Genomic DNA, 20144 nt, shown 5'->3' with positions numbered 1-20144 from the left:
GAGCGGGCCCGCCTTACTGGAAGCGGTCCGCGCGCAGCGCCGCCAGGGTGTCGGCGGGGACCTCGGGGGTGTTGCCCGAGATCAGGTCGGCGACCAGTTTGCCCGCTCCGCATGCCAGGCCCCAACCGGCAGGCCCATGACCGGCATTCACGAACAGGCGCGGATGAAGCGCGTTGCCGATCACCGGCAAGCCGTCCGGCGACAGCAGTTTTACGCCTTCCCACGGCAGGGCGGCGGAGATTCGCGCAGCGCCCGGGATCCAGTCGTGCGTCGCCTGGCCCAGCAACGCCAGCGCTTCTTTCGTGAGCGCCTCGCCCAGCGGCTTGTCGATCTGCGCAGCGCTTTGCAACACCGCGCCGCCCGCAACCCGCAGGCGATGATTCATGCGGCTGACCGTAATCCGCTTGACCGCATCCACAATCGCGACATGCGGTGCGCATTCCTCATGCGCAATGGGCGCCACGAGGTTATGCAGGCGCAACGGATGCAGCGGCAGCCGCAGCCCGAGGCGTTCGAGCAGCGGCAGGCTGCCGTAACCCGCGGCGACGACGATTGCGTCGGCGTTGATCACGTCGACTTCGCGTGAACGTGCGGTGGCAGAACCGGCGCCGGGCCGTGGCGCCAGCTCCACCGCGGCGCGCTGGCCTTCGAGCCGGATCGCCGAGACTTCGCAGCCCAGCATGAATTGCACGCCGCCTTGCGTATCGAGCGTTTGCTTGATCAGTTTGGCGAAAAGCGGGCAGTTGGCCGTGCGCTCGTGGTCGAACAGCACGCCGCCGGCGAATTCCGGCTCGGTCCGTACCGAATGCTCGAACGCGGCGCATTCGGCCGGCGTCAGCACGTGGTGCGGGACTTCGTATTGGCGCAGCAGATCGAGCGCCGTCTGGGTCTGCTGCCATTCCTGCTCGGAACGCACCAGATAGAGCAGGCCGCTGGCCTGTTCGAATTCCAGGCCGAAGCGCGCTTCGATATCGGCCATGGCCTCGCGCGAGGCTTCGATCAGCGGACGCAGGTGCGCGTACTGGCGGCTGAACGCCTCGGGCTCCTGCAAGGCGGCCAGTTGTTTGACGAACTGGCGTGCCGGCCCATTAAAGCCGGCCTTGCTGATCACGCCGTTTTTGGCGCCCTGGCGGCTCGCCATGAAAGTCGGGCCGAACCAGACGTCGAGCGGGGTCGGCAGCACGGTGCCGCCGTGCCCATAGGTCGCGCCTTGCGCGACCGTTGCGTGGCGCTCGACGACGCATACCCGGTGGCCGGCCGCGCGCAGTTGATAAGCGGTGGCGACGCCCACAATCCCGCCGCCAATGACGATGACATCCATATCTGATTCGATTTGCCGGCGGGACGCCGAAACGCCGCGTTCCCGTTAAGCGTGGCATGCGGCGCGCTGCCCGGCATTGCTCAGGCCGCTCGCGCCGATCTGGTGAAAGGCCGAATGATAGCAGTCAAACGGATGGCTCTGCCACGCGAGCGCTACGCTCAAGCGCCGCCACGGCCCGCCCGATCCACCGCGCAAACCCCACCAAAACCCTGGTGCGAAGCCCGTCGGAAGCCCGTTCCCGGGGTATAATCTCGGACTTCCTTTGCGCCTCACGTCGCCTGCACGCGCGACTCATCGGCATCACTCATCGGCATCATTAGCGACGCAACGTCAAGTCCATGGCCCACTTCTCGTGTTTCCCCGGCGCTTCGGCCCTTTCCGATTTCCGTCAAACCCGCCTGCTCGAAACGCTCACGCGCATCGACGCCAACATCACCGGCGTGCGCGGGCAGTATCTGCACTTCGTCAACGCGCAAACCCCGCTGTCCGCGGAAGACAACGCGAAGATCGAAGCGCTGATGCACTACGGCGATCCGCTCGAAGAAACCAAAGAGCGCGGCACGGCTGAAACTTTCCTCGTGGTGCCGCGTTTCGGCACCGTGTCGCCGTGGGCCAGCAAGGCAACCGATATTGCCCACCTCTGCGGCTTGACGCAGGTGCGCCGCATCGAACGCGGTGTCGAATACACGGTCACCCTGAAAAGCGGTCTGCTGGGCGGCAAGAAAGCGCTTTCAGATGAGGCCCGCGCGGCCGTCGCCGCGGCGTTGCACGACCGCATGACCGAAAGCATGTCGCCCTCGCGCGACCATGCGTTGCATCTGTTCGACGAACTGCCGGCCAAGCCGCTGCAAACCGTCGACGTGCTGAACAACGGCCGTGGCGCGCTGGAAGCGGCGAACACCGAACTGGGCCTCGCGCTCGCCGACGACGAAATCGACTACCTGGTCGACGCCTTCACGAAACTCGGCCGCAACCCGACCGACGTCGAACTGATGATGTTCGCGCAAGCCAACAGCGAACATTGCCGTCACAAGATCTTCAACGCGGACTGGACGATCGACGGCGAGAAGCAGGACATCTCGCTGTTCAACATGATCCGCAATACGGAGAAGCTGAACCCGCAGGGCACGATCGTCGCGTATTCGGATAACTCGGCGATCATGGCGGGCGGCATGGCCGAGCGCTGGTTCCCGCGCACGCCGGCTGAGCTCGGCGCGAACGAATTGCCCGAACACTATCGCCGCGGCGTCGAACTGACACACACCTTGATGAAGGTGGAAACGCACAATCACCCCACCGCGATCTCACCGTTCCCGGGCGCCTCGACCGGCGCGGGCGGCGAAATCCGCGACGAAGGCGCGACCGGTCGCGGTGCGCGTCCGAAGGCGGGTCTGGCGGGCTTTACGGTGTCGAATCTGGAATTGCCGGACGGCGTGGAAGCCTGGGAAAACGCGCGCGACGCCTCGCAGCCGCTGGCGCACCGGAACCCGGACGACAAGTTCGAAGCGTACGGCCGTCCTGACCGTATCGCGTCGCCGTTGCAAATCATGATCGACGGGCCGCTCGGCGGCGCCGCGTTCAACAACGAATTCGGCCGTCCGAATCTGGGCGGCTATTTCCGCGCTTATGAGCAGAACGTCGCGGGTCTGGTGCGCGGTTATCACAAGCCGATCATGATCGCCGGCGGCATCGGCAATATCTCCGATCAACACACGCATAAGCACGATCTGCCGGAAGGCTCGCTGCTGATCCAGATCGGCGGTCCGGGTATGCGCATCGGCATGGGCGGCGGCGCCGCCAGCTCGATGGCGACCGGCACCAACACGGCCGAACTCGATTTCGACTCGGTCCAGCGCGGCAATCCGGAAATCGAGCGCCGCGCGCAGGAAGTGATCAACGCGTGCTGGCAACTCGGCGAGAAGAATCCGATCCTGAGCATTCACGACGTGGGCGCGGGCGGTTTGTCGAACGCGTTCCCGGAAGTCGTGGATGGTGCGAGCAAGGGCGCGATCTTCGACCTGCGCAAGATCCAGCTGGAAGAGAGCGGTTTGTCGCCGCGCGAAATCTGGTCGAACGAGGCGCAGGAGCGTTATGTTCTGGCGATTGCGCCGGCCGATCTGCCGGCCTTCAAAGCCATGTGCGAGCGCGAGCGTTGCCCGTTCGCGGTGGTCGGCACGGCCACGGCCGAACGTCAGTTGAAGGTGATCGATTCGCAAGCGAGCGGCGACGCCGCGCACGAACCGGTCGACATGCCGATGGAAGTGCTGCTCGGCAAGGCGCCGCGCATGCATCGCGACGTGAAGCGCGTCGAACAGAAGCTCGAACCGGTGGATGTCACCGGCATCGCGTTGCCGGAAGTCGCGGTGAGCGTGCTGCGTCACCCCACGGTTGCCAGCAAGTCGTTCCTGATCACGATCGGCGACCGCTCGGTGGGCGGCACGACCGCGCGTGACCAGATGGTCGGCCCGTGGCAGGTGCCGGTAGCCGACGTCGCCATCACGACCATGGATTACGCGGGTTTCCGCGGCGAAGCGATGACCATGGCCGAGCGCACGCCGCTCGCCGTGATCGACGCGCCGGCGTCGGGTCGCATGGCGGTCGGCGAGGCGGTGACCAATATCGCGGCGGCGCCGATCGCGTCGCTCGATAAGCTCAAGCTGTCGGCGAACTGGATGGCCGCATGCGGCGCAGCGGGCGAAGACGCCGCACTGTACGACACGGTCAAGGCGATCGGCATGGAGCTGTGCCCGGCGCTCGGCATCAGCATTCCGGTTGGCAAGGATTCGCTGTCCATGCGCACCAAGTGGGAAGACCGTGGCGTGGCGAAGGAAGTGGTCGCGCCGGTTTCGCTGATCATCTCGGCGTTCGCGCCGGTCGAAGACGTGCGCCGCCACCTCACGCCGCAACTGCGCCGCGCGAATGAGGTGGGCGACTCCGTGCTGATCGCGATCGACCTTGGCCGCGCCAAGCATCGTCTGGGCGGCAGTATCCTCGCGCAAGTTACGCAGCAGGTCGGCGATACGGTGCCCGACGTCGACGATCCGGAAGATCTCAAGCGTTTCTTCACGGCGATCCAGTCGCTCAATAGCGACGGCAAGCTGCTTGCGTACCACGACCGCTCGGACGGCGGCCTGTGGGCAACGGTGTGCGAAATGGCGTTTGCGGGTCACGTCGGCGTGTCGCTGAACGTCGATATGCTGGTGCTCGATCCGAACCACGAATCCGATTACGGCGACGCGAAAGACTGGGCGAAGCAGACCAGCGGCCGTCGTGAAGACCGCACGATCCGCGCGCTCTTCAACGAGGAACTCGGCGCCGTGATTCAGGTGCGTGCGACAGACCGCGACGCGGTGCTGGGCGCGTTGCGTGAACACGGTCTGTCGGCATGCTCGCACGTGATCGGCAAGACCAATGAACGCGACACGATCGAAATCTATCGCGACGCCAAGAAGATCTACGAAGCACCGCGTACCGAATTGCATCGCGCGTGGAGCGAAGTGAGCTGGCGTATTTCGCGTCTGCGCGACAACCCGGCTTGCGCCGATGCCGAATACGACGCGCTTTCCGACGCTGCTGATCCAGGCATCTCGCCGGTTCTCACGTTCGATCCGTCACAAGACGTTGCTGCGCCGTTCATTGGCAAGAGCGCCCGTCCGCGTGTCGCAATCCTGCGTGAGCAGGGCGTGAACTCGCATCTCGAAACGGCCTATGCATTCGATCGCGCCGGTTTCGACGCGCACGACGTGCACATGAGTGACCTGCTGGCCGGCCGCGCCAATCTGGCGGATTTCGCCGGCGCGGTGGCGTGCGGTGGTTTCTCGTACGGCGACACGCTGGGTGCCGGTGAAGGCTGGGCGAAGGCGATCCGCTTCAATTCGCAACTGGCCGATATGTTTGCCGCGTTCTTTGGCCGCGAAGACACGTTTGCGCTGGGCATCTGCAACGGCTGCCAGATGATGAGCAGCCTCGCGTCGATGATTCCGGGCGCCGAAGCGTGGCCGAAGTTCACGCGCAACAAGTCGGAGAAATTCGAAGCGCGCTTCTCGCTGGTCGAAGTGCAGGCTTCGCCGTCGATCTTCTTTGCCGGCATGGAAGGCTCGCGCATTCCAGTGGCGATCGCGCACGGCGAGGGTTACGCGGACTTCTCACAGCAAGGCGATGCGTCGAAGGTAGACGTGTCGATGCGCTTCGTCGATCACCGTGGTCAGGCAACGGAACAGTATCCGTTCAACCCGAACGGTTCGCCGGACGGCATCACCTCGGTTACAACGCCGGATGGCCGCTTTACGGTGCTGATGCCGCACACCGAGCGCGTGCATCGTGCGGTGCAGATGAGCTGGCATCCGGAAGGCTGGGGCGACGGCACTACGGACGCAAGCCCTTGGCTGCGCGTGTTCCAGAACGCTCGCCGCTGGCTGGGCTAATAGCGTTGTAATGCAGATCGCCGCGTTATCCGTGCGTGGCGGTCTGCCGGTACGGCGGCTGCAGTAAGCTGGCAGCGGGCGGCTTCTGTGCAGGAGCGCCGCGTTGCTGCCATTAGATTGGCGACGTTCAGTTCGTGTTCTTCGTATCCGATCGGGTACGAAAGAGCGTGATACTTGCAGGTTTGGTGTCGCTCGTATCCGCTCGGGTACGAAATAGCTATAGCGCTTTTCAATTCGAGAATTCGTACCCGGTCGGGTACGAATTTGGGCTCCTGAATCTATCTCTGGCATAATGTTCCCGAGCGGGTACGAACGGGTGGGGTAGAGAATGCGTCAGTCTGAGGTTTACATCAGCGGCATGACGGAGTTGGGCGATCTTGTGCGGGCATCAAGGCTCGCACAAGGGCTGACGCGCGACGACGTCGCCATCGCCACCGGCCTGTCTCCAAAATTCATTACACACATCGAGGCGGGTAAGCCGACCGCCCAGATCGGCAAGGTGCTCCACCTTCTTGGCGAACTGGGCATAACGCTGCGCGCGCAGGTTTCCGTCGATATTCCTCCGGCCCTGGCCGCCAAGGCCCCCAAGCGCAGACGAGCGGCTCATGGCAGCTAGAACGCTCGTCGCCTACGCAAATGGCTGGCGCGTCGGTGTCGTGAGTGATGACAGCGGTATCTGGTCATTTACCTACGATGAGGACTGGCTGGGCCGCGAAGACGCATTCGCGCTTTCACCCGCTTTTCCTCTACACGCCGGGCCTTTCGTCGACGGGTCGAGCCAGAGGCCGGTGCAATGGTTCTTCGACAATCTTTTGCCTGAAGAGGAAATGCGCACGGCGCTTGCTCGTGAAGCCAAAGTCAATGCGAGCGATGCGTGGGGGCTGCTTGCATACTACGGACGGGAGTCGGCAGGAGCCTTGACGCTTCTCGCCGAGGGCGAGCGCGAGGCATCCGCCGGTTTGCAGCCCTTGTCGTACGCGGAACTGGAGGCTCGCATTCAGGCCATGCCGGAGCGTGCACTCAGCACGACCGCACCCAAACGCATGTCCGCGGCGGGTGCCCAACAAAAACTGCTGCTGTCCTTGCAGGGTGACGCGCCGAATTACGAGCTTTCTGAACCCGTGGGGAATGAGCCGTCCATGCATCTGCTCAAGCCTGACATGCGAAGCACAGGCTATCCGCATTCGGCGATCAACGAATTTTTCTGCATGCGCCTGGCGCAAGCGATGGGCGTGTGCGTGCCGCCTACGCATTTCATGCGCGTGCCCTCGGCCTGCTATGTTATCGACCGTTTCGATCGCGATATGGCGGCAGAGCCGGTTCGACGCCTGCATACGGTCGACGCAATGCAATTGTTGAACTACGATCGCCATTTCAAATATCAGAACGCGACGGCACAGATACTCAGGGATGCTATCGAAACAACCGGCACACGGGCAAAGGCACGTCTTGATGTGTTTCGATGGGCGGTCTTCAACGTGTTAATCGGCAACGCCGATTCCCACCTCAAAAACCTCTCGTTTTTCGTCAATGCTCGAGGCTACATGCTGGCGCCGTTTTACGATCTGGTCAGCACGGTCGTCTACCATACGCCGACCTACCAGCCGAATCAGCGGGACCGTTGGCCGCACTGCGACCTGACCATGCCTGTTGGAGAGGCCACCCAGTTTGTGGACATTTCCAGAAAGAACATGCTGGCATTCGGCGAAGCGCTTGGCCTTCAGTCAAAAGGCTCGGAAAAATTGCTCGATGAGATGCTCGCTATCGTCGACGCCAGGGTAGCGGACACCCGGCGCGCGATCGACGAGATTGCGCAGCCCAATGCCGGCGAAGTCCGGCTGCTCGACTCGATTGCTGCAATGCCGCTCGCGGAGATGAGCAGAGCTTTGCGAAACTGATATCGGTGCCCTCGAGGGGCAGGCAATCCCACATGAAATCCGCAGAAACAAAAAAACCGCCCGAGGGCGGTTTTTTTGCTCTGAAGCAGCAAGCCAGAAACGCTTACTGGATCTTCGCGTTCTTACGCAGACCTTCTTCGAACGCCTGCAGCTTTTCCTGCTGGATCTGCTGCACGATCTGCGGACGCACCTGTTCGAGCGGCGGCGGCGTGACATCGCGGATGTCGTCGACACGGATGATGTGCCAGCCGAATTGCGTATGCACCGGCGTGTCGGTCATCTGGCCCTTCTGCAGATGCGTGGCCGCGTCCGCGAATTCAGGCACGTAGGCCTTCGGGTCCGACCAGTCCAGGTCGCCGCCATTCTTGCCCGATCCCGGGTCCTTCGAGTATTGCTTGGCGAGGTCTTCGAAGCTCGCGCCGCCCTTGATCTTGGCGATCAGATCCTTGGCTTGCTGTTCGTTGTCCACGAGGATGTGGTGCAGGTGGTATTCCTTGCCGCCCGCGTCCTTGACCAGCGCGTTGTAGCGCGCCGTGACTTCGGCGTCGGTCGGCGTGTTGTTCTTCACGAAGTCTTCGATCAGCGCGCGCAGCACGACGGTTTGTTGCGCGACGGCGATTTGTGCCTTGATGTCCGGCCGATTCGGCAGGCCGCGGCGCAGCGCTTCCTGCATCAGGATTTCACGGTTCACCAGTTCTTCGCGCACGGCCATTTGCAGTTGCGGCGTGTTTTGCTGGCCTTGATGAACCAGTTGATCGACCAGCGCGTCGGCGCGCGATTTCGGAATCGGCGTGCCGTTCACGACAGCGATGTTCTGTGCAAATGCAGGTGCGGCCGCAAAGGCAGCCAGCAATACCCAAAGGTGGGTTTTCTTCAAGGTCATCAGAAATTTTCCTAGCGGGGCAACAAAGCGAATTCTTCGGGCGTATACGCCGTGATTGCAAGGGCGTGAATGCCGCGCTGCATGGCATCGGCCAGCGCATCATACACCATGCGATGCCGCGCCACGCGGGCCTTACCGGCAAATGCGGCGGCCACGATCGTGACAGTAAAATGACCGCCGGCAGACGCGCCGGCATGGCCTGCGTGCTGCGCGCTGTCGTCCGTGATCTGGATCGAGGCGACCGGCGCGAGCGCCGCGGTGAGGCGCGCCTCGATCAGCGCGGCGCGCTCGGCGGTGGTGGCGTGCATGAACACATCGCTCGTCATGTCATTCTTCCTTCATGTACTTCGACAGCCACAAACTCTGTCCGACGATGAATACCACCAGGCATCCAGTTGCGCCGAACAGCTTGAAATTGACCCACTGGTCGGTCGTGTAGTTGTACGCGACGAACAGATTCACCAGGCCCAGCAGCACGAAGAAAATCGCCCAGACGATATTCAGCTTGCCCCAGATCGCGTGCGGCAGCGTGATCTGCTTGCCCATCATCGCTTCGATCAGGTTCTTGTTGAAGGCCAGTTGCGAGACGATCAGCGCGACCGAAAACGCCCAGTACAGCACGGTCGGCTTCCATTTGATAAAGGTGTCGTTGTGCAGCACGAGCGTGGCGCCGCCGAATACGGTGACGACGCCCAGGCTCACCCACAGCATCGGATCGACCTTGCGGTGGCGGAAGGCCACCCACGCGATCTGCACCAGCGTGGCAACGATCGCCACTGCCGTCGCCGTGAAAATGCCCCATATCTTGAAGGTGACGAAAAACAGGATGATCGGGAACAGATCGAACAGGAATTTCATTATCTGGTCGGGAATACGGAGAGTGGGTCGAAGAAACGGGGACGCGGCGCGGGGCGCCCGGTGGCAGGGACTGCGGCAGAAACCCGCCGCGGCAGCCCGGAGCGGCGCGTTGCGCCATTCGTAGCAGGATTGCCGTGCCGGGTAAGCGCCGCGTTGACCGCTGCGTTGATCGGTGCGCAAGCCGGATGAAGGGAGCCGCCACCGGCTGGCGTTTCATGACAGACGCTGGCCGGCAACGCGCCGAACTCCGCGCTGCGTTACTTGGGCTCGAATTGTAACGCAGCCGAATTGATGCAGTAACGCAGACCGGTCGGCGCCGGTCCGTCTTCGAACACGTGACCGAGGTGCGCGCCGCAGTTCTTGCACTGCACTTCGATGCGCAGCATGCCGTGCGAGCGGTCGGTTTTTTCGGCAATCACCTCGCCGTTGATCGGCTTGAAGTAGCTCGGCCAGCCGCAACCGGCGTCGAACTTGGTGTCCGATTCGAACAGCGGCGTGCCGCAGCAGACGCAATCATAGATGCCGCGGTCCCAGTGATCGTGATAGCGGCCGGTAAAGGGGCGCTCGGTGGCCGCGTGGCGCGTCACCTGATATTCGACGTCGGAGAGCTGTTTGCGCCATTCGGCGTCGTCTTTCTGCACCGCGGGGGCGCCGGTGTTGAGGTCGTCGGGTTTGTTCATGGTCGGGGTTCCTGTCTCGAGATTGTTTTTGGGGCTCGTCACGAAGAGCAGCTCACTTCCAGCGAGCTGGCCCAATCAGGCGGCAGCCCCGCATACGCTTCGTTTTCCGGTTGCTCGTCGAACGGCCGGCGCAGCACGGCGGCCAAACGTTCCACTTCGGAGAAATCCTTCTCTTTCGCCCGGCGGATCGCCGTTTCCGCCAGATGATTGCGAAGTACGAATTTGGGGTTCACACGGTTCATTGCAATGGCGCGCGCGGTGTCGTCGCGTGTTTCGTGGGACAGGCGCGCGCGGTAGTCGTTCACCCACGCGTCGAACGCGGCGCGGTCAAGGAACAGATCGCGCACAGGCGCGTCGCCGCTTGCGTCGTGCCGGGAAATACGCGCCAGATTGCGGAACGTCAGCGTGAAATCCGCGCGGTTGGCGTGCATCACTTCGAACAGACGGTTGACTAACGTGTCGTCGCCGTCGCGTTCGGTTTCCAGGCCTAGCTTGGCGCGCATGCGTTTTTCCAGCGCCGGCGCGAAACGTTCCTTGAAACCGCCGAGCACGCGTTGCGCGTCTTCGATCGCCTTGTCGCCACGCACGCTCTCCTCATGCTGCTCACCCAATAGTGGCAACAGGCCTTGCGCGAGGCAGAAGAGGTTCCAGTACGCGATCTGCGGCTGCATCTTGTACGCGTAACGGCCTTGCGAATCCGAGTGATTGCAGATGTAGCCGGCGTCGAAGCCGTCCATGAAGCCGAACGGGCCGTAGTCGATCGTGAGACCGAGGATCGACATGTTGTCGGTATTCATCACGCCGTGGCAGAAACCGACGGCTTGCCATTCGACCATCAGATCGGCCGTGGACAGCACCGCTTCGTTCAGCAGTGCGAGATACGGATCGCCGGTCTCGCGGCAATGCGGATGGAAGCGATCGATCACATGGTCGGCGAGGGCGCGCAGTGCGTCGACGCGATCGTTCGAATAGAAATGTTCGAAGTGCCCGAAGCGTACGAAACTCGGCGCCACGCGCGTGACGACTGCGGCGGTTTCGACTTCTTCGCGGCGCACCGGCTGGTCGGAACCGATCACGCACAGCGCGCGCGTAGTAGGAATGCCGAGGTGATGCATCGCTTCCGAACACAGATATTCGCGGATCGACGAACGCAGTACGGCGCGGCCGTCGCCCATGCGCGAATAGGGCGTGCGGCCCGCGCCTTTGAGCTGCAGCTCGAAGCGCTGGCCGTCGTGTTCGACTTCGCCGAGACCGAGCGCGCGGCCGTCGCCGAGCTGGCCGGCCCATACGCCGAACTGATGCCCCGAATACACCGATGCATACGGCAGCGCTTCGGCGGGCCATTCGCGTGTGGCGTTGCCGGAGAACAGTTCGGCAAAGCCCGGATCATTCTGGAGCCCGGGCTCTAAACCGAGCAACGCAGCGGTTTCTTCGGAGAACCCAACCACGTACGGTGCGCTGAGCGGCGCCGCCGGCAGCCGTGTCAGAAACACGCTGCCGAGGCGCGCGAACGCGCTTTCGGGCGAGGCGGTAAGTGCGTTGGAAAGAGCCGATAAAGGCTCGGATAACCCTGCAATGCTTGGGGAAAACGACATGTTGAGCGCCTCTGGATTAACCGATATTGTAAGTCCGCGCCCGCGGAGCTGCTGGCCGGCCTTTGGCCCCATGCCGCTCGCGTGCCGGGCGTCTCCTGCCGGAGCGCGCCTGCACCGTTTCAGAGCATGCCGCACGGACTTACCGGCGCGTTTCGCGCGACTCTAACGCGACTCAATCCTGTGAGCACGTAACTGTGAGCACGTAACTCGAGCTGAACGCGCCGCACGGCCCCGAACTGCAACCCCAATGACGCACACAAGGCGAGGAGACCTCTCTTTATGACGACGCCGCTGCTTGGCCAGATGATGGACGTGCCGCTCACCGTGTCCTCGTTGCTCGCGCATGCCGCGCGGCATTTCGGCGACACCGAGATCGTGTCGCGACGCATCGAAGGCGACGTGCATCGCTATACCTATCGCGACTGTGAAAAGCGCGCGAAGCAGTTGGCGCAGGCGCTGATCGTGCTCGGCGTCGAGCCCGGCGAGCGGGTGGCCACGCTGGCCTGGAACGGCTACCGGCATCTGGAAGCGTATTACGGCACGGCCGGCTTCGGCGCAGTCTGCCACACGATCAACCCGCGCCTCTTTCCCGATCAGATCGCCTACATCGTCAACCACGCCGACGACGCCTACGTGCTGTTCGACACCACGTTCGCACCGCTCGTCGATGCGCTCGCGCCGCAGTGCCCCAAAGTGCGCGGCTGGATCGCGCTGGCCGACGAAGCGCATCTGCCGAAGATGCAAACGCCGGTGCTGAGCTACGAAACCTTGCTGGACGCTCAGAATGGCCACTACGACTGGCCGGCCATCGACGAACGTCAGGCGTCTTATCTCTGCTATACCTCCGGCACCACCGGCAATCCGAAAGGCGCGCTGTATTCGCATCGTTCGACGGTGCTGCATGCGTTCGGCGCGGCGCTGCCCGATGCGATGAGCCTGTCCGCGCGCGACTCCGTGCTGCCGGTCGTGCCGATGTTTCATGTGAACGCCTGGGGCATTCCGCATTCCGCGCCGCTGACCGGCGCCAAGCTGGTTTTCCCCGGTAAGGATCTCGACGGCAAGTCGCTGTATGAATTGATGGAAAGCGAACGCGTCACCTATTCGGCCGGCGTGCCGACCGTGTGGCTCGGCTTGCTCAACTATCTGCGCGAGGCGAAGGTGCGCTTCTCCTCGCTCAATCGCACGGTGATCGGCGGCTCGGCCTGTCCGCCCGCCATGCTGCGGACCTTCGAGGACGAGTACGGCGTGCAGGTGATCCATGCATGGGGCATGACGGAAATGTCCCCGCTCGGCACCCTGTCGAAACTGACGTGGGAACAGAGTCAGCGTCCGCTGGAAGAGCAGCGCAAACTGCTCGAAAAGCAGGGCCATGTGCTGTATGGCGTCGATATGAAGATCGTCGGCGAAGACGGGCGCGATCTGCCGTGGGACGGCGTGGCGTTCGGCGATCTGCACGTGCGCGGTCCGTGGGTGATCGACCGGTATTTCCGCAAGGACGATTCGCCGCTGGTGGACGGCTGGTTCCCCACCGGCGACGTCGCCACCATCGACCGCGACAGCTTCCTGCACATCACGGATCGCTCGAAAGATGTGATCAAGTCCGGCGGTGAGTGGATCAGTTCGATCGACATCGAGAACGTCGCGATCGCGCATCCGGCGGTGGCCGAAGCCGCGTGCATCGCCTGCGCGCATCCGAAATGGACCGAGCGGCCGCTGCTGGTGATCGTCAAGCGGGCGGGTTTCGAGGTGACACGTGAAGAACTGCTTGCGTTCTACGACGGCAAGGTCGCGAAATGGTGGATTCCCGACGACGTCGTTTTCGTCGACGAGTTGCCGCACACGGCCACCGGCAAGCTGCAAAAACTCAAGCTGCGCGACATTTTCCGTAGCCACGTACTGCCGTCCGCGCTCGAAGACGAAAAGGATTGCCCGCTGACTCCGCTTGCCAGGGGAAACCCCGCCTAACGATAAATTGAACGAGCGTGCTTTTTTGTGTATTCTGCCTGCTGACCCCGGGGAATCGGCGCTAAAGTCGGACAATGAGTCGACTCGATAACCCGGACGGGCGGCGCGTCATGCGCCGCCTCATCGCACGGAGGCAGGCAGATGGCAGTGGACTACACAACTCATGACGGCGTGGCCGTCATTACGCTGAACAATCCCCCCGTAAACGGCCTCGGCCTTTCGACGCGAGCCGGTATCGTCGAAGGGATCGAGCGCGCGCAGAACGACCCGGCCATCAAGGCGATCGTGCTGACGGGCGCCGGCAAAGCCTTCTCGGGCGGCGCCGATATCACCGAATTCAACACGCCGAAGGCGACCCAGGAGCCGACCCTCCACACGGTCATCAAGACCGTCGAGGGGAGCGCCAAGCCGGTTGTCGCCGCGATTCATAGCGTCGCCATGGGCGGCGGCCTTGAACTTGCGCTCGGCGCGCATTACCGCATCGCCGCACCTGGCGCGCAGATCGCGCTGCCGGAAGTGAAGCTCGGCATCCTGCCGGGCGCGGGCGGCACGCAGCGTCTGCCGCGCGCAATTGGCCTTGAAGCCGCGCTCAACATGATCGTCTCCGGCGCACCGGTGATGTCGGAGAAGCTGGCCGATTCGGGGCTGTTCGACCAGGTCGTGGAAGGCGATCTGGCTGAAGCGGCGCTCGCGTTTGCCCGCAAGGTCGGGGCACACGCCGGCCCGCATCCGAAGGTGCGCGACCGCAAGATCGAGCATCCGAATGCCGCCGGTTTCATCCAGTTCGCGCGCAATACGGTTGCCGCGATGGCGAAGAATTTCCCGGCTCCGCTGAAGTGTATCGACGCCGTGGAAGCGGGCGTGCAGAACGGTTTCGACAAGGGCCTCGCGTTCGAACGCGAATGCTTCGTCGCGCTCGTGCAAACGCCGGAAAGCCACGCACTGCGTCACGCGTTCTTCGGCGAACGTGCGGCGAGCAAGATTCCCGATGTGCCGTCGGATACGCCGGTGCGCGACATCAAGCAGGTGGCCGTGATCGGCGCCGGCACGATGGGCGGCGGCATCGCGATGAACTTCATCAACGCCGGCATTCCGGTCACGCTGCTGGAAACGAAGCAGGAAGCACTCGATCGCGGTCTCGCCACGATCCGCAAGAACTACGAAGCCACCGTCAAGAAGGGCAAGCTCAAGCCCGAAGCGCTGGAACAGCGCATGGCTTTGATCACGCCAACACTTTCCTACGACGACCTGAAAAACGCCGACCTGATCGTCGAAGCGGTGTTCGAAGAACTGGGCGTCAAGGAGCAGGTGTTCAAGCGTCTGGACGAGGTAGCGAAACCCGGCGCGATCCTCGCGTCGAACACGTCGACGCTGGATGTCGACAAGATCGCCGCTTTCACGAAGCGCCCGCAAGACGTGGTCGGCATGCACTTCTTCAGCCCGGCCAACGTGATGAAGCTGCTCGAAGTGGTGCGCGGCAAGGCCACGGCGAAAGACGTGCTCGCCACCGTCATGAAACTTGCCAAGAAGATCAGGAAGACCGCGGTGGTCTCGGGCGTCTGCGACGGCTTCATCGGCAACCGGATGATCGAGCAGTACATCCGCCAGGCGCTCTTCATGCTTGAAGAAGGCGCATTGCCCGCACAGGTGGACAAGGCAATCGAGAAGTTCGGCTTTGCGATGGGCCCGTTCCGCATGAGCGATCTGGCCGGCAACGACATCGGCTGGGCGATTCGCAAGCGTCGCTATCAGGAACATCCTGACATGCACTACTCGAAGATTGCCGACCGTCTGTGCGAGACCGGCCGTTTCGGGCAGAAGACCGGCGGCGGCTGGTACGACTACAAGGCGGGGGACCGCACTGCGTATCCGTCGAAAGTGGTCGACGACATGATCGCAGCGTTCTCGAAGGAAACCAGTGCCGAGCGCCGCAAGATCAGCGACGAGGAAATCGTCGAGCGCCTCGTGTTCGCGCTCGTCAATGAAGGCGCGAAGATTCTGGAGGAAGGCATTGCCTCGAAGGCGTCGGATATCGACATGGTCTATCTGACCGGCTACGGCTTCCCGCTCTATCGCGGCGGTCCGATGCTGTACGCGGATACGGTCGGCCTCTACAACGTCGAGCGTGCGATTCGCCGCTATGCGTCGCGGCCGAATGGCGACGCGTGGCAACTTGCGCCGAGCATCGCGGAACTGGCGGCAAAGGGCCGTGGGTTCAACGGCTGAAGGCTTGTTCGATCACCGTGTGAATGAAATGAGCGGCGTGGTGAATACTGGAATGCGTGGCGTGTAAGCGCCGACGCTTCGACTCCATCACGCCGATGGGCCTTGCGAATGCAGCAGCGTGCAGCGGAGTGCAGCACGACGCGCCACCGGCGCCGCACCGAAGTGCGGGCCGTCGCGGTGTATGAAGCGGTCCGCGAGCGCCCACCATCAACATCTGGAAGCTGGAGACATGCATGACTGATGCCGTAATCGTATCCACCGCTCGTACGGGCCTCGCCAAATCATGGCGCGGCGGTTTCAACATGACGCACGGCGCGACGCTCGGCGGCCATGTGACGCAGGCCGCCGTCGAGCGCGCGAAGCTGGACCCGGCGCGCATCGAAGACGTGATCATGGGCTGCGCGAATCCGGAAGGCGCGACGGGCGCCAACATCGCGCGCCAGATCGCGCTGCGCGCCGGTTTGCCGGTCAGCGTGCCGGGCATGACGGTGAACCGCTTCTGCTCGTCCGGGTTGCAGACGATCGCGCTGGCCGCGCAACGCGTGATCGCCGGTGAGGGCGATGTGTTCGTCGCGGGTGGCGTGGAGTCGATCTCGTGCGTGCAGAACGAGATGAATCGCCACATGGTGGCCGAAGGCTGGCTCAGCAAGAACAAGCCGGAAATCTACTGGTCGATGTTGCAGACCGCCGAGAACGTCGCGAAGCGCTACTCGATCTCGAAGGAACGTCAGGACGAGTACGGGGTGCGCTCGCAACAGCGCGCCGCGGCCGCGCTCGAAGCCGGCAAGTTCAAGGACGAGATCGTGCCGCTGACGGTGCTGGCCGGCGTCGCCGACAAAGCGAGCGGGCGTCTCTTCACGAAGGAAGTGACGGTCAGCGCCGACGAAGGCATTCGTGCCGACACGACGCTCGAAGGTGTGTCGAAGATTCGCACTGCGATGCCCGGCGGCGTGATCACGGCAGGCAATGCGAGCCAGTTCTCGGACGGCGCGTCGGCTTGTGTCGTGATGAACGCGAAAGTTGCGGAGCGCGAAGGTCTGCAACCGCTCGGTATTTTCCGCGGCTTCGCGGTGGCCGGTTGCGAGCCGGACGAGATGGGCATCGGCCCGGTGTTCGCCGTTCCGAAGCTGCTTAAGCAGGCCGGCCTGAAAGTCGAAGATATCGACCTCTGGGAGCTGAACGAAGCGTTTGCGGTGCAGGTGCTGTATTGCGCCGACAAGCTCGGCATTCCGCACGACCGTCTGAATGTGAACGGCGGCGCGATCGCGGTTGGCCATCCGTATGGCGTGTCGGGCGCGCGCCTGACCGGCCACGCGTTGATCGAAGGTAAGCGGCGCGGCGCGAAGCTGGTCGTCGTGACGATGTGTATCGGTGGCGGGCAGGGCGCGGCAGGTTTGTTCGAAGTGGTGTGATCAGGCGCGTGGCCGGGCAGAGCGGCCCGGTCACTCGCTGGAAGGGACGTGTCAGGCGGCGCGCCGCAGTCGCGTTTTGACGAGGCTCGCCAGATTGCGCACGGCTTGAACGAGGTAACTGAGCCACTCGTTTTCGGCGCGGCACGGCTGGACGACGAACACCGCAGATCGCGCATACGTGGTGCTGATCGTTACGACGCCACGCTGTGGCGTGACATAGCGTTCGCCTTCGTGCAGCGTGAGCGAGGTGAGCGGGACGGTGTCGCCGAGCCACGCGAGGGCGTGATCGCGGAAGTCGAGTTGCAGATCGCCTTCGACGGCCACGATCGAGGTGCGTGCGCGCAGATTGTGTACGGCCATCTGGCCGGCCGCGACGCGGGAGGTGGTGGCATCGCGGGACAAATCGGGGCGAGGTGCTGCAGCGGGCATGGCCGACTCCTTTAAACCGTTTCCATGCCACACAGCTTATTGAGTTCGTCCACGTGAAAACAGGCGCAGCAATGGACTATGTGAACCGGTACAAAGCGAGATTTCAGTGTGCTGTATCGGTTGGAATCAGGCCGATGTGTATCTGTCGCCGCGCACGAACTGTCCGCACCATCGGTTCATGAACTCTTCTCTTTCCATGCCCGAGGCGCCGGCAGCGGTTTTACCGCTGGAGGAACAGCCCATGGACGGCAGCCCTGCGGATGGCCGCCCCGCGGATGGCCGCCCCCTCTACCGCCAACTGGCCGACCAATACCGCCGTGCGATCGATAACGGTGTGCTGCGTCCCGGCGACCGCATGCCATCGATGCGCGCGTTCATGCAGCGGCACGGCGTGAGCCTCGCGACGGCGACCGAAAGTTATCGCACGCTGGAACGCGACGCGCTGATCGAGGCCCGGCCACGCGCGGGTTACTTTGTGCGCGCCCGGCAAGCGGCTACGTTGCCGGCCGCCACCGAGCCGGATCTCGCGGCCGCCCTCGGTGCCGCGCAGTTCGTCGGCATCCATTCGGCGATTTCGGCGATCGTGTCGAAATTCCAGCGCTATCCCGGCGCGTTAAATCTCGGCGGCTCGACTGCGTCGCCCGATCTTTACCCCACGGACGCCCTGCAAAAGGCCGCGTTGCGCGCATTGCGCCGCCGGCCGACCTTGCTGACCACGGCCGGCCACGATCAGGGCGATCCCGAGTTGCGCGCGATCATTGCGCGCCGCGCGCTCGACGTCGGCATTCAGATCGGCGCGGACGACGTGATCATGACCCACGGCGGCATCGAGGCCGTGAACCTGGCCTTGCGCGCCGTGACGCAGCCGGGCGACACGGTCGCGGTGGAATCGCCATGCTTCTTCGGCTTGCTGCAGGTGCTCGAAAGCCTCGGCCTGCGGGCGCTCGAAATCCCGGCCAGCCCGACCACCGGCATCGCCGTCGAAGCGCTGGCGTTCGCGCTGCAAACGCATCCGGATATCAGGACGGTGGTGGTCGTGCCGAATCTGCAGAATCCGCTCGGCAGCGTCATGCCCGACACGCACAAGGCGCGGCTCGTCGAACTGTGCTCGCGTGCCGGCATTGCGCTGATCGAAGACGATCCCTATCGCGAACTGGTCGACACCGCTCAGCCGCCCAGATCGCTGAAGTCCTGGGACACCGACGGCACGGTGATCCACTGCACGTCGTTCAACAAAACGCTCGCGCCCGGCATGCGAGTCGGCTGGATCAATGGCGGACGCTGGCATCGGCGCGTCGGCATGCTGAAGTTCACGCAGTCGCGCCATAACGAGCAGCTGTCGCAAGTCGTGCTGGCCGAATTTCTGGAAACGAATGCGTATGAGCGGCATTTGCGGCGTTTGCGCGACCGGTTGCGGATTCAGCGCGAACGAATGGCCGCGGCGATCGCCGCATCGTTCCCCGAAGGGACGCGCTTCACGCCGCCGGGCGGCGGTATGTTCTACTGGATCGAACTGCCGCGTAACGTGTCGTCCTCCGCTTTTTTCGAAGCGGCGCTGGATGAAGGCATCCGCGTAATGCCGGGTACGGTGTTTTCGAACGCAGGGCGCTTCGATCATTTCATTCGCCTCAGTTGCCCGAGTACGGATCTCGATCAGGCCGACGAGGCGGTGCGCAGTCTGGGGCGGCTGGCGGCACGGATGGCGGCGCATGCACGAACGCCATAGCGGTTATCATTTCCTGCTGCGCGCGTGCGCCGTCGAGCGCACGTCCGGGCAGCCCGAAACCCGCGGATTTTCACGCCAGGCGCACTGCGCGCGTCGCGTGAATGTGCCGATTACGGAATCTGAAATCAGCAATGACCGAATCATCCTCATCTAAACCGGGCGGTGCGTCGCTGCCCGAAAGCCCGTTCGTCGACCGGCTGGGTGCGCAACTCGTATCGGTTGCCGACGGCGTCAGCGAAATCGTGTTGCCGCTGCAGCACGACCACATGAACACGTGGGATGTTGCGCACGGCGGCGTGACCATGACGCTTGCCGACGTCGCGCTCGCGATGGCCGCGCGCAGCCTGGCCGGCGACGGTATCGGCGTGGTCACCGTCGAGATGAAGGTCAACTTCATGCAACCGGGCAGCGGCGAATTGCGCGCCACCGGCCGCGTGCTGCATCGCTCGACCACCATGGCCTATTGCGAAGGCGAGATCCGCGATAGCGAGGGTCACTTCGTCGCCAAGGCGCTCGGCACCTTCAAATATATGCGGCGTCTTGCCGTGGGCCGCGACGTGACGCAACAGCGTCTACGCAGCGATCCTTCGGCGAAACCCGGTCCCAGCGACAGCTAATCAGCGGATGAATGGCGCGCATCGAGCACGCTGCGCGCCGGATTCCGTTATTGCAGACACCGTTCGTTCGAATCACTCGCCGATCACATCGGTAACCCATGGAGACGATC

The 20144-nt window shown here is 63.4% G+C and carries 15 protein-coding genes; 8 read left to right on the top strand and 7 right to left on the bottom strand.

What is annotated here, in order from left to right:
- Positions 1 to 13: 13 nt before the first annotated feature.
- On the bottom strand, positions 14 to 1321 hold the full coding sequence (locus GH665_RS10890) for an FAD-dependent oxidoreductase (protein ID WP_153135871.1): 1308 nt from the start codon (positions 1319 to 1321) through the stop codon (positions 14 to 16).
- Positions 1322 to 1659: 338 nt separating this feature from the next.
- Between GH665_RS10890 and purL the strand changes: the two genes are divergently transcribed.
- The 3 genes from purL to GH665_RS10875 all read left to right on the top strand — a co-directional run bounded on the left by purL (position 1660) and on the right by GH665_RS10875 (position 7643).
- Positions 1660 to 5745 carry a phosphoribosylformylglycinamidine synthase gene (gene purL, locus GH665_RS10885; protein WP_153135870.1) on the top strand — a complete coding sequence of 1362 codons (4086 nt, stop codon included), beginning with the start codon at positions 1660 to 1662 and terminating at the stop codon, positions 5743 to 5745.
- A gap of 328 nt (positions 5746 to 6073) precedes the next feature.
- Positions 6074 to 6361, top strand: coding sequence for a helix-turn-helix domain-containing protein (locus tag GH665_RS10880; RefSeq protein WP_153135869.1), 288 nt, complete (start codon positions 6074 to 6076; stop codon positions 6359 to 6361).
- Positions 6351 to 7643 (top strand): HipA domain-containing protein, encoded by a 1293-nt coding sequence (locus tag GH665_RS10875; RefSeq protein ID WP_153135868.1) that lies wholly within the window; start codon positions 6351 to 6353, stop codon positions 7641 to 7643. The genes GH665_RS10880 and GH665_RS10875 overlap by 11 nt, the downstream gene beginning before the upstream one ends.
- Before the next feature lie 103 nt (positions 7644 to 7746).
- Here GH665_RS10875 and GH665_RS10870 read toward each other — a convergent pair whose 3' ends face one another.
- The 5 genes from GH665_RS10870 to GH665_RS10850 all read right to left on the bottom strand — a co-directional run bounded on the left by GH665_RS10870 (position 7747) and on the right by GH665_RS10850 (position 11659).
- Positions 7747 to 8526: a peptidylprolyl isomerase gene (locus GH665_RS10870; protein ID WP_153135867.1), complete on the bottom strand. Its 780-nt coding sequence runs from the start codon at positions 8524 to 8526 to the stop codon at positions 7747 to 7749.
- An 11-nt stretch (positions 8527 to 8537) separates the two neighbouring features.
- Entirely contained in the window at positions 8538 to 8852 is a 315-nt protein-coding gene (locus GH665_RS10865) for a BolA family protein (RefSeq protein WP_028196576.1), read from the bottom strand.
- A gap of 1 nt (position 8853) precedes the next feature.
- Positions 8854 to 9384 carry a septation protein A gene (locus tag GH665_RS10860; protein WP_120348631.1) on the bottom strand — a complete coding sequence of 177 codons (531 nt, stop codon included), beginning with the start codon at positions 9382 to 9384 and terminating at the stop codon, positions 8854 to 8856.
- Positions 9385 to 9641: 257 nt separating this feature from the next.
- Positions 9642 to 10064 (bottom strand): peptide-methionine (R)-S-oxide reductase MsrB, encoded by a 423-nt coding sequence (msrB, locus tag GH665_RS10855; RefSeq protein WP_120348630.1) that lies wholly within the window; start codon positions 10062 to 10064, stop codon positions 9642 to 9644.
- Positions 10065 to 10102: 38 nt separating this feature from the next.
- Positions 10103 to 11659: a protein adenylyltransferase SelO gene (locus GH665_RS10850; protein WP_153135866.1), complete on the bottom strand. Its 1557-nt coding sequence runs from the start codon at positions 11657 to 11659 to the stop codon at positions 10103 to 10105.
- Between the two features lie 279 nt (positions 11660 to 11938).
- Here GH665_RS10850 and GH665_RS10845 point away from each other — a divergent pair, with 279 nt between their 5' ends.
- The 3 genes from GH665_RS10845 to GH665_RS10835 all read left to right on the top strand — a co-directional run bounded on the left by GH665_RS10845 (position 11939) and on the right by GH665_RS10835 (position 17262).
- Positions 11939 to 13624: a 3-(methylthio)propionyl-CoA ligase gene (locus GH665_RS10845; protein WP_153135865.1), complete on the top strand. Its 1686-nt coding sequence runs from the start codon at positions 11939 to 11941 to the stop codon at positions 13622 to 13624.
- A 141-nt stretch (positions 13625 to 13765) separates the two neighbouring features.
- The gene (locus GH665_RS10840) at positions 13766 to 15850 is read left to right on the top strand and encodes a 3-hydroxyacyl-CoA dehydrogenase NAD-binding domain-containing protein (RefSeq protein WP_153135864.1); all 2085 of its coding nucleotides are present in this window, start codon (positions 13766 to 13768) and stop codon (positions 15848 to 15850) included.
- A gap of 233 nt (positions 15851 to 16083) precedes the next feature.
- Positions 16084 to 17262, top strand: a complete 1179-nt coding sequence (locus GH665_RS10835) for an acetyl-CoA C-acyltransferase (RefSeq protein ID WP_046569272.1) — start codon at positions 16084 to 16086, stop codon at positions 17260 to 17262.
- Between the two features lie 51 nt (positions 17263 to 17313).
- Here the strand turns inward: GH665_RS10835 and GH665_RS10830 are convergent, their stop codons facing one another.
- Positions 17314 to 17691 carry a hypothetical protein gene (locus tag GH665_RS10830; RefSeq protein WP_153135863.1) on the bottom strand — a complete coding sequence of 126 codons (378 nt, stop codon included), beginning with the start codon at positions 17689 to 17691 and terminating at the stop codon, positions 17314 to 17316.
- 178 nt (positions 17692 to 17869) lie between these two features.
- On the opposite strand from GH665_RS10830, the gene GH665_RS10825 reads away from it, so the two are divergent.
- A complete protein-coding gene (locus tag GH665_RS10825) occupies positions 17870 to 19417 on the top strand; it encodes an aminotransferase-like domain-containing protein (protein WP_153135862.1) in 1548 nt (515 codons plus the stop codon).
- A gap of 131 nt (positions 19418 to 19548) precedes the next feature.
- Positions 19549 to 20034, top strand: coding sequence for a PaaI family thioesterase (locus GH665_RS10820; protein ID WP_153135861.1), 486 nt, complete (start codon positions 19549 to 19551; stop codon positions 20032 to 20034).
- The last annotated feature ends 110 nt before the right edge of the window (positions 20035 to 20144 follow it).

The organism is Paraburkholderia agricolaris (assembly GCF_009455635.1).
GTDB classification, from domain to species: Bacteria; Pseudomonadota; Gammaproteobacteria; order Burkholderiales; family Burkholderiaceae; genus Paraburkholderia; species Paraburkholderia agricolaris.
This window is presented reverse-complemented; position numbering and strand designations above follow the sequence as displayed.

Coding starts and splice junctions, on each gene's coding strand:
- GH665_RS10890 (WP_153135871.1), bottom strand. CDS start 1,321: ATGGATGTCATCGTCATTGGCGGCGGGATTGTGGGCGTCGCCACCGCT.
- purL (WP_153135870.1), top strand. CDS start 1,660: ATGGCCCACTTCTCGTGTTTCCCCGGCGCTTCGGCCCTTTCCGATTTC.
- GH665_RS10880 (WP_153135869.1), top strand. CDS start 6,074: ATGCGTCAGTCTGAGGTTTACATCAGCGGCATGACGGAGTTGGGCGAT.
- GH665_RS10875 (WP_153135868.1), top strand. CDS start 6,351: ATGGCAGCTAGAACGCTCGTCGCCTACGCAAATGGCTGGCGCGTCGGT.
- GH665_RS10870 (WP_153135867.1), bottom strand. CDS start 8,526: ATGACCTTGAAGAAAACCCACCTTTGGGTATTGCTGGCTGCCTTTGCG.
- GH665_RS10865 (WP_028196576.1), bottom strand. CDS start 8,852: ATGACGAGCGATGTGTTCATGCACGCCACCACCGCCGAGCGCGCCGCG.
- GH665_RS10860 (WP_120348631.1), bottom strand. CDS start 9,384: ATGAAATTCCTGTTCGATCTGTTCCCGATCATCCTGTTTTTCGTCACC.
- msrB (WP_120348630.1), bottom strand. CDS start 10,064: ATGAACAAACCCGACGACCTCAACACCGGCGCCCCCGCGGTGCAGAAA.
- GH665_RS10850 (WP_153135866.1), bottom strand. CDS start 11,659: ATGTCGTTTTCCCCAAGCATTGCAGGGTTATCCGAGCCTTTATCGGCT.
- GH665_RS10845 (WP_153135865.1), top strand. CDS start 11,939: ATGACGACGCCGCTGCTTGGCCAGATGATGGACGTGCCGCTCACCGTG.
- GH665_RS10840 (WP_153135864.1), top strand. CDS start 13,766: ATGGCAGTGGACTACACAACTCATGACGGCGTGGCCGTCATTACGCTG.
- GH665_RS10835 (WP_046569272.1), top strand. CDS start 16,084: ATGACTGATGCCGTAATCGTATCCACCGCTCGTACGGGCCTCGCCAAA.
- GH665_RS10830 (WP_153135863.1), bottom strand. CDS start 17,691: ATGCCCGCTGCAGCACCTCGCCCCGATTTGTCCCGCGATGCCACCACC.
- GH665_RS10825 (WP_153135862.1), top strand. CDS start 17,870: ATGAACTCTTCTCTTTCCATGCCCGAGGCGCCGGCAGCGGTTTTACCG.
- GH665_RS10820 (WP_153135861.1), top strand. CDS start 19,549: ATGACCGAATCATCCTCATCTAAACCGGGCGGTGCGTCGCTGCCCGAA.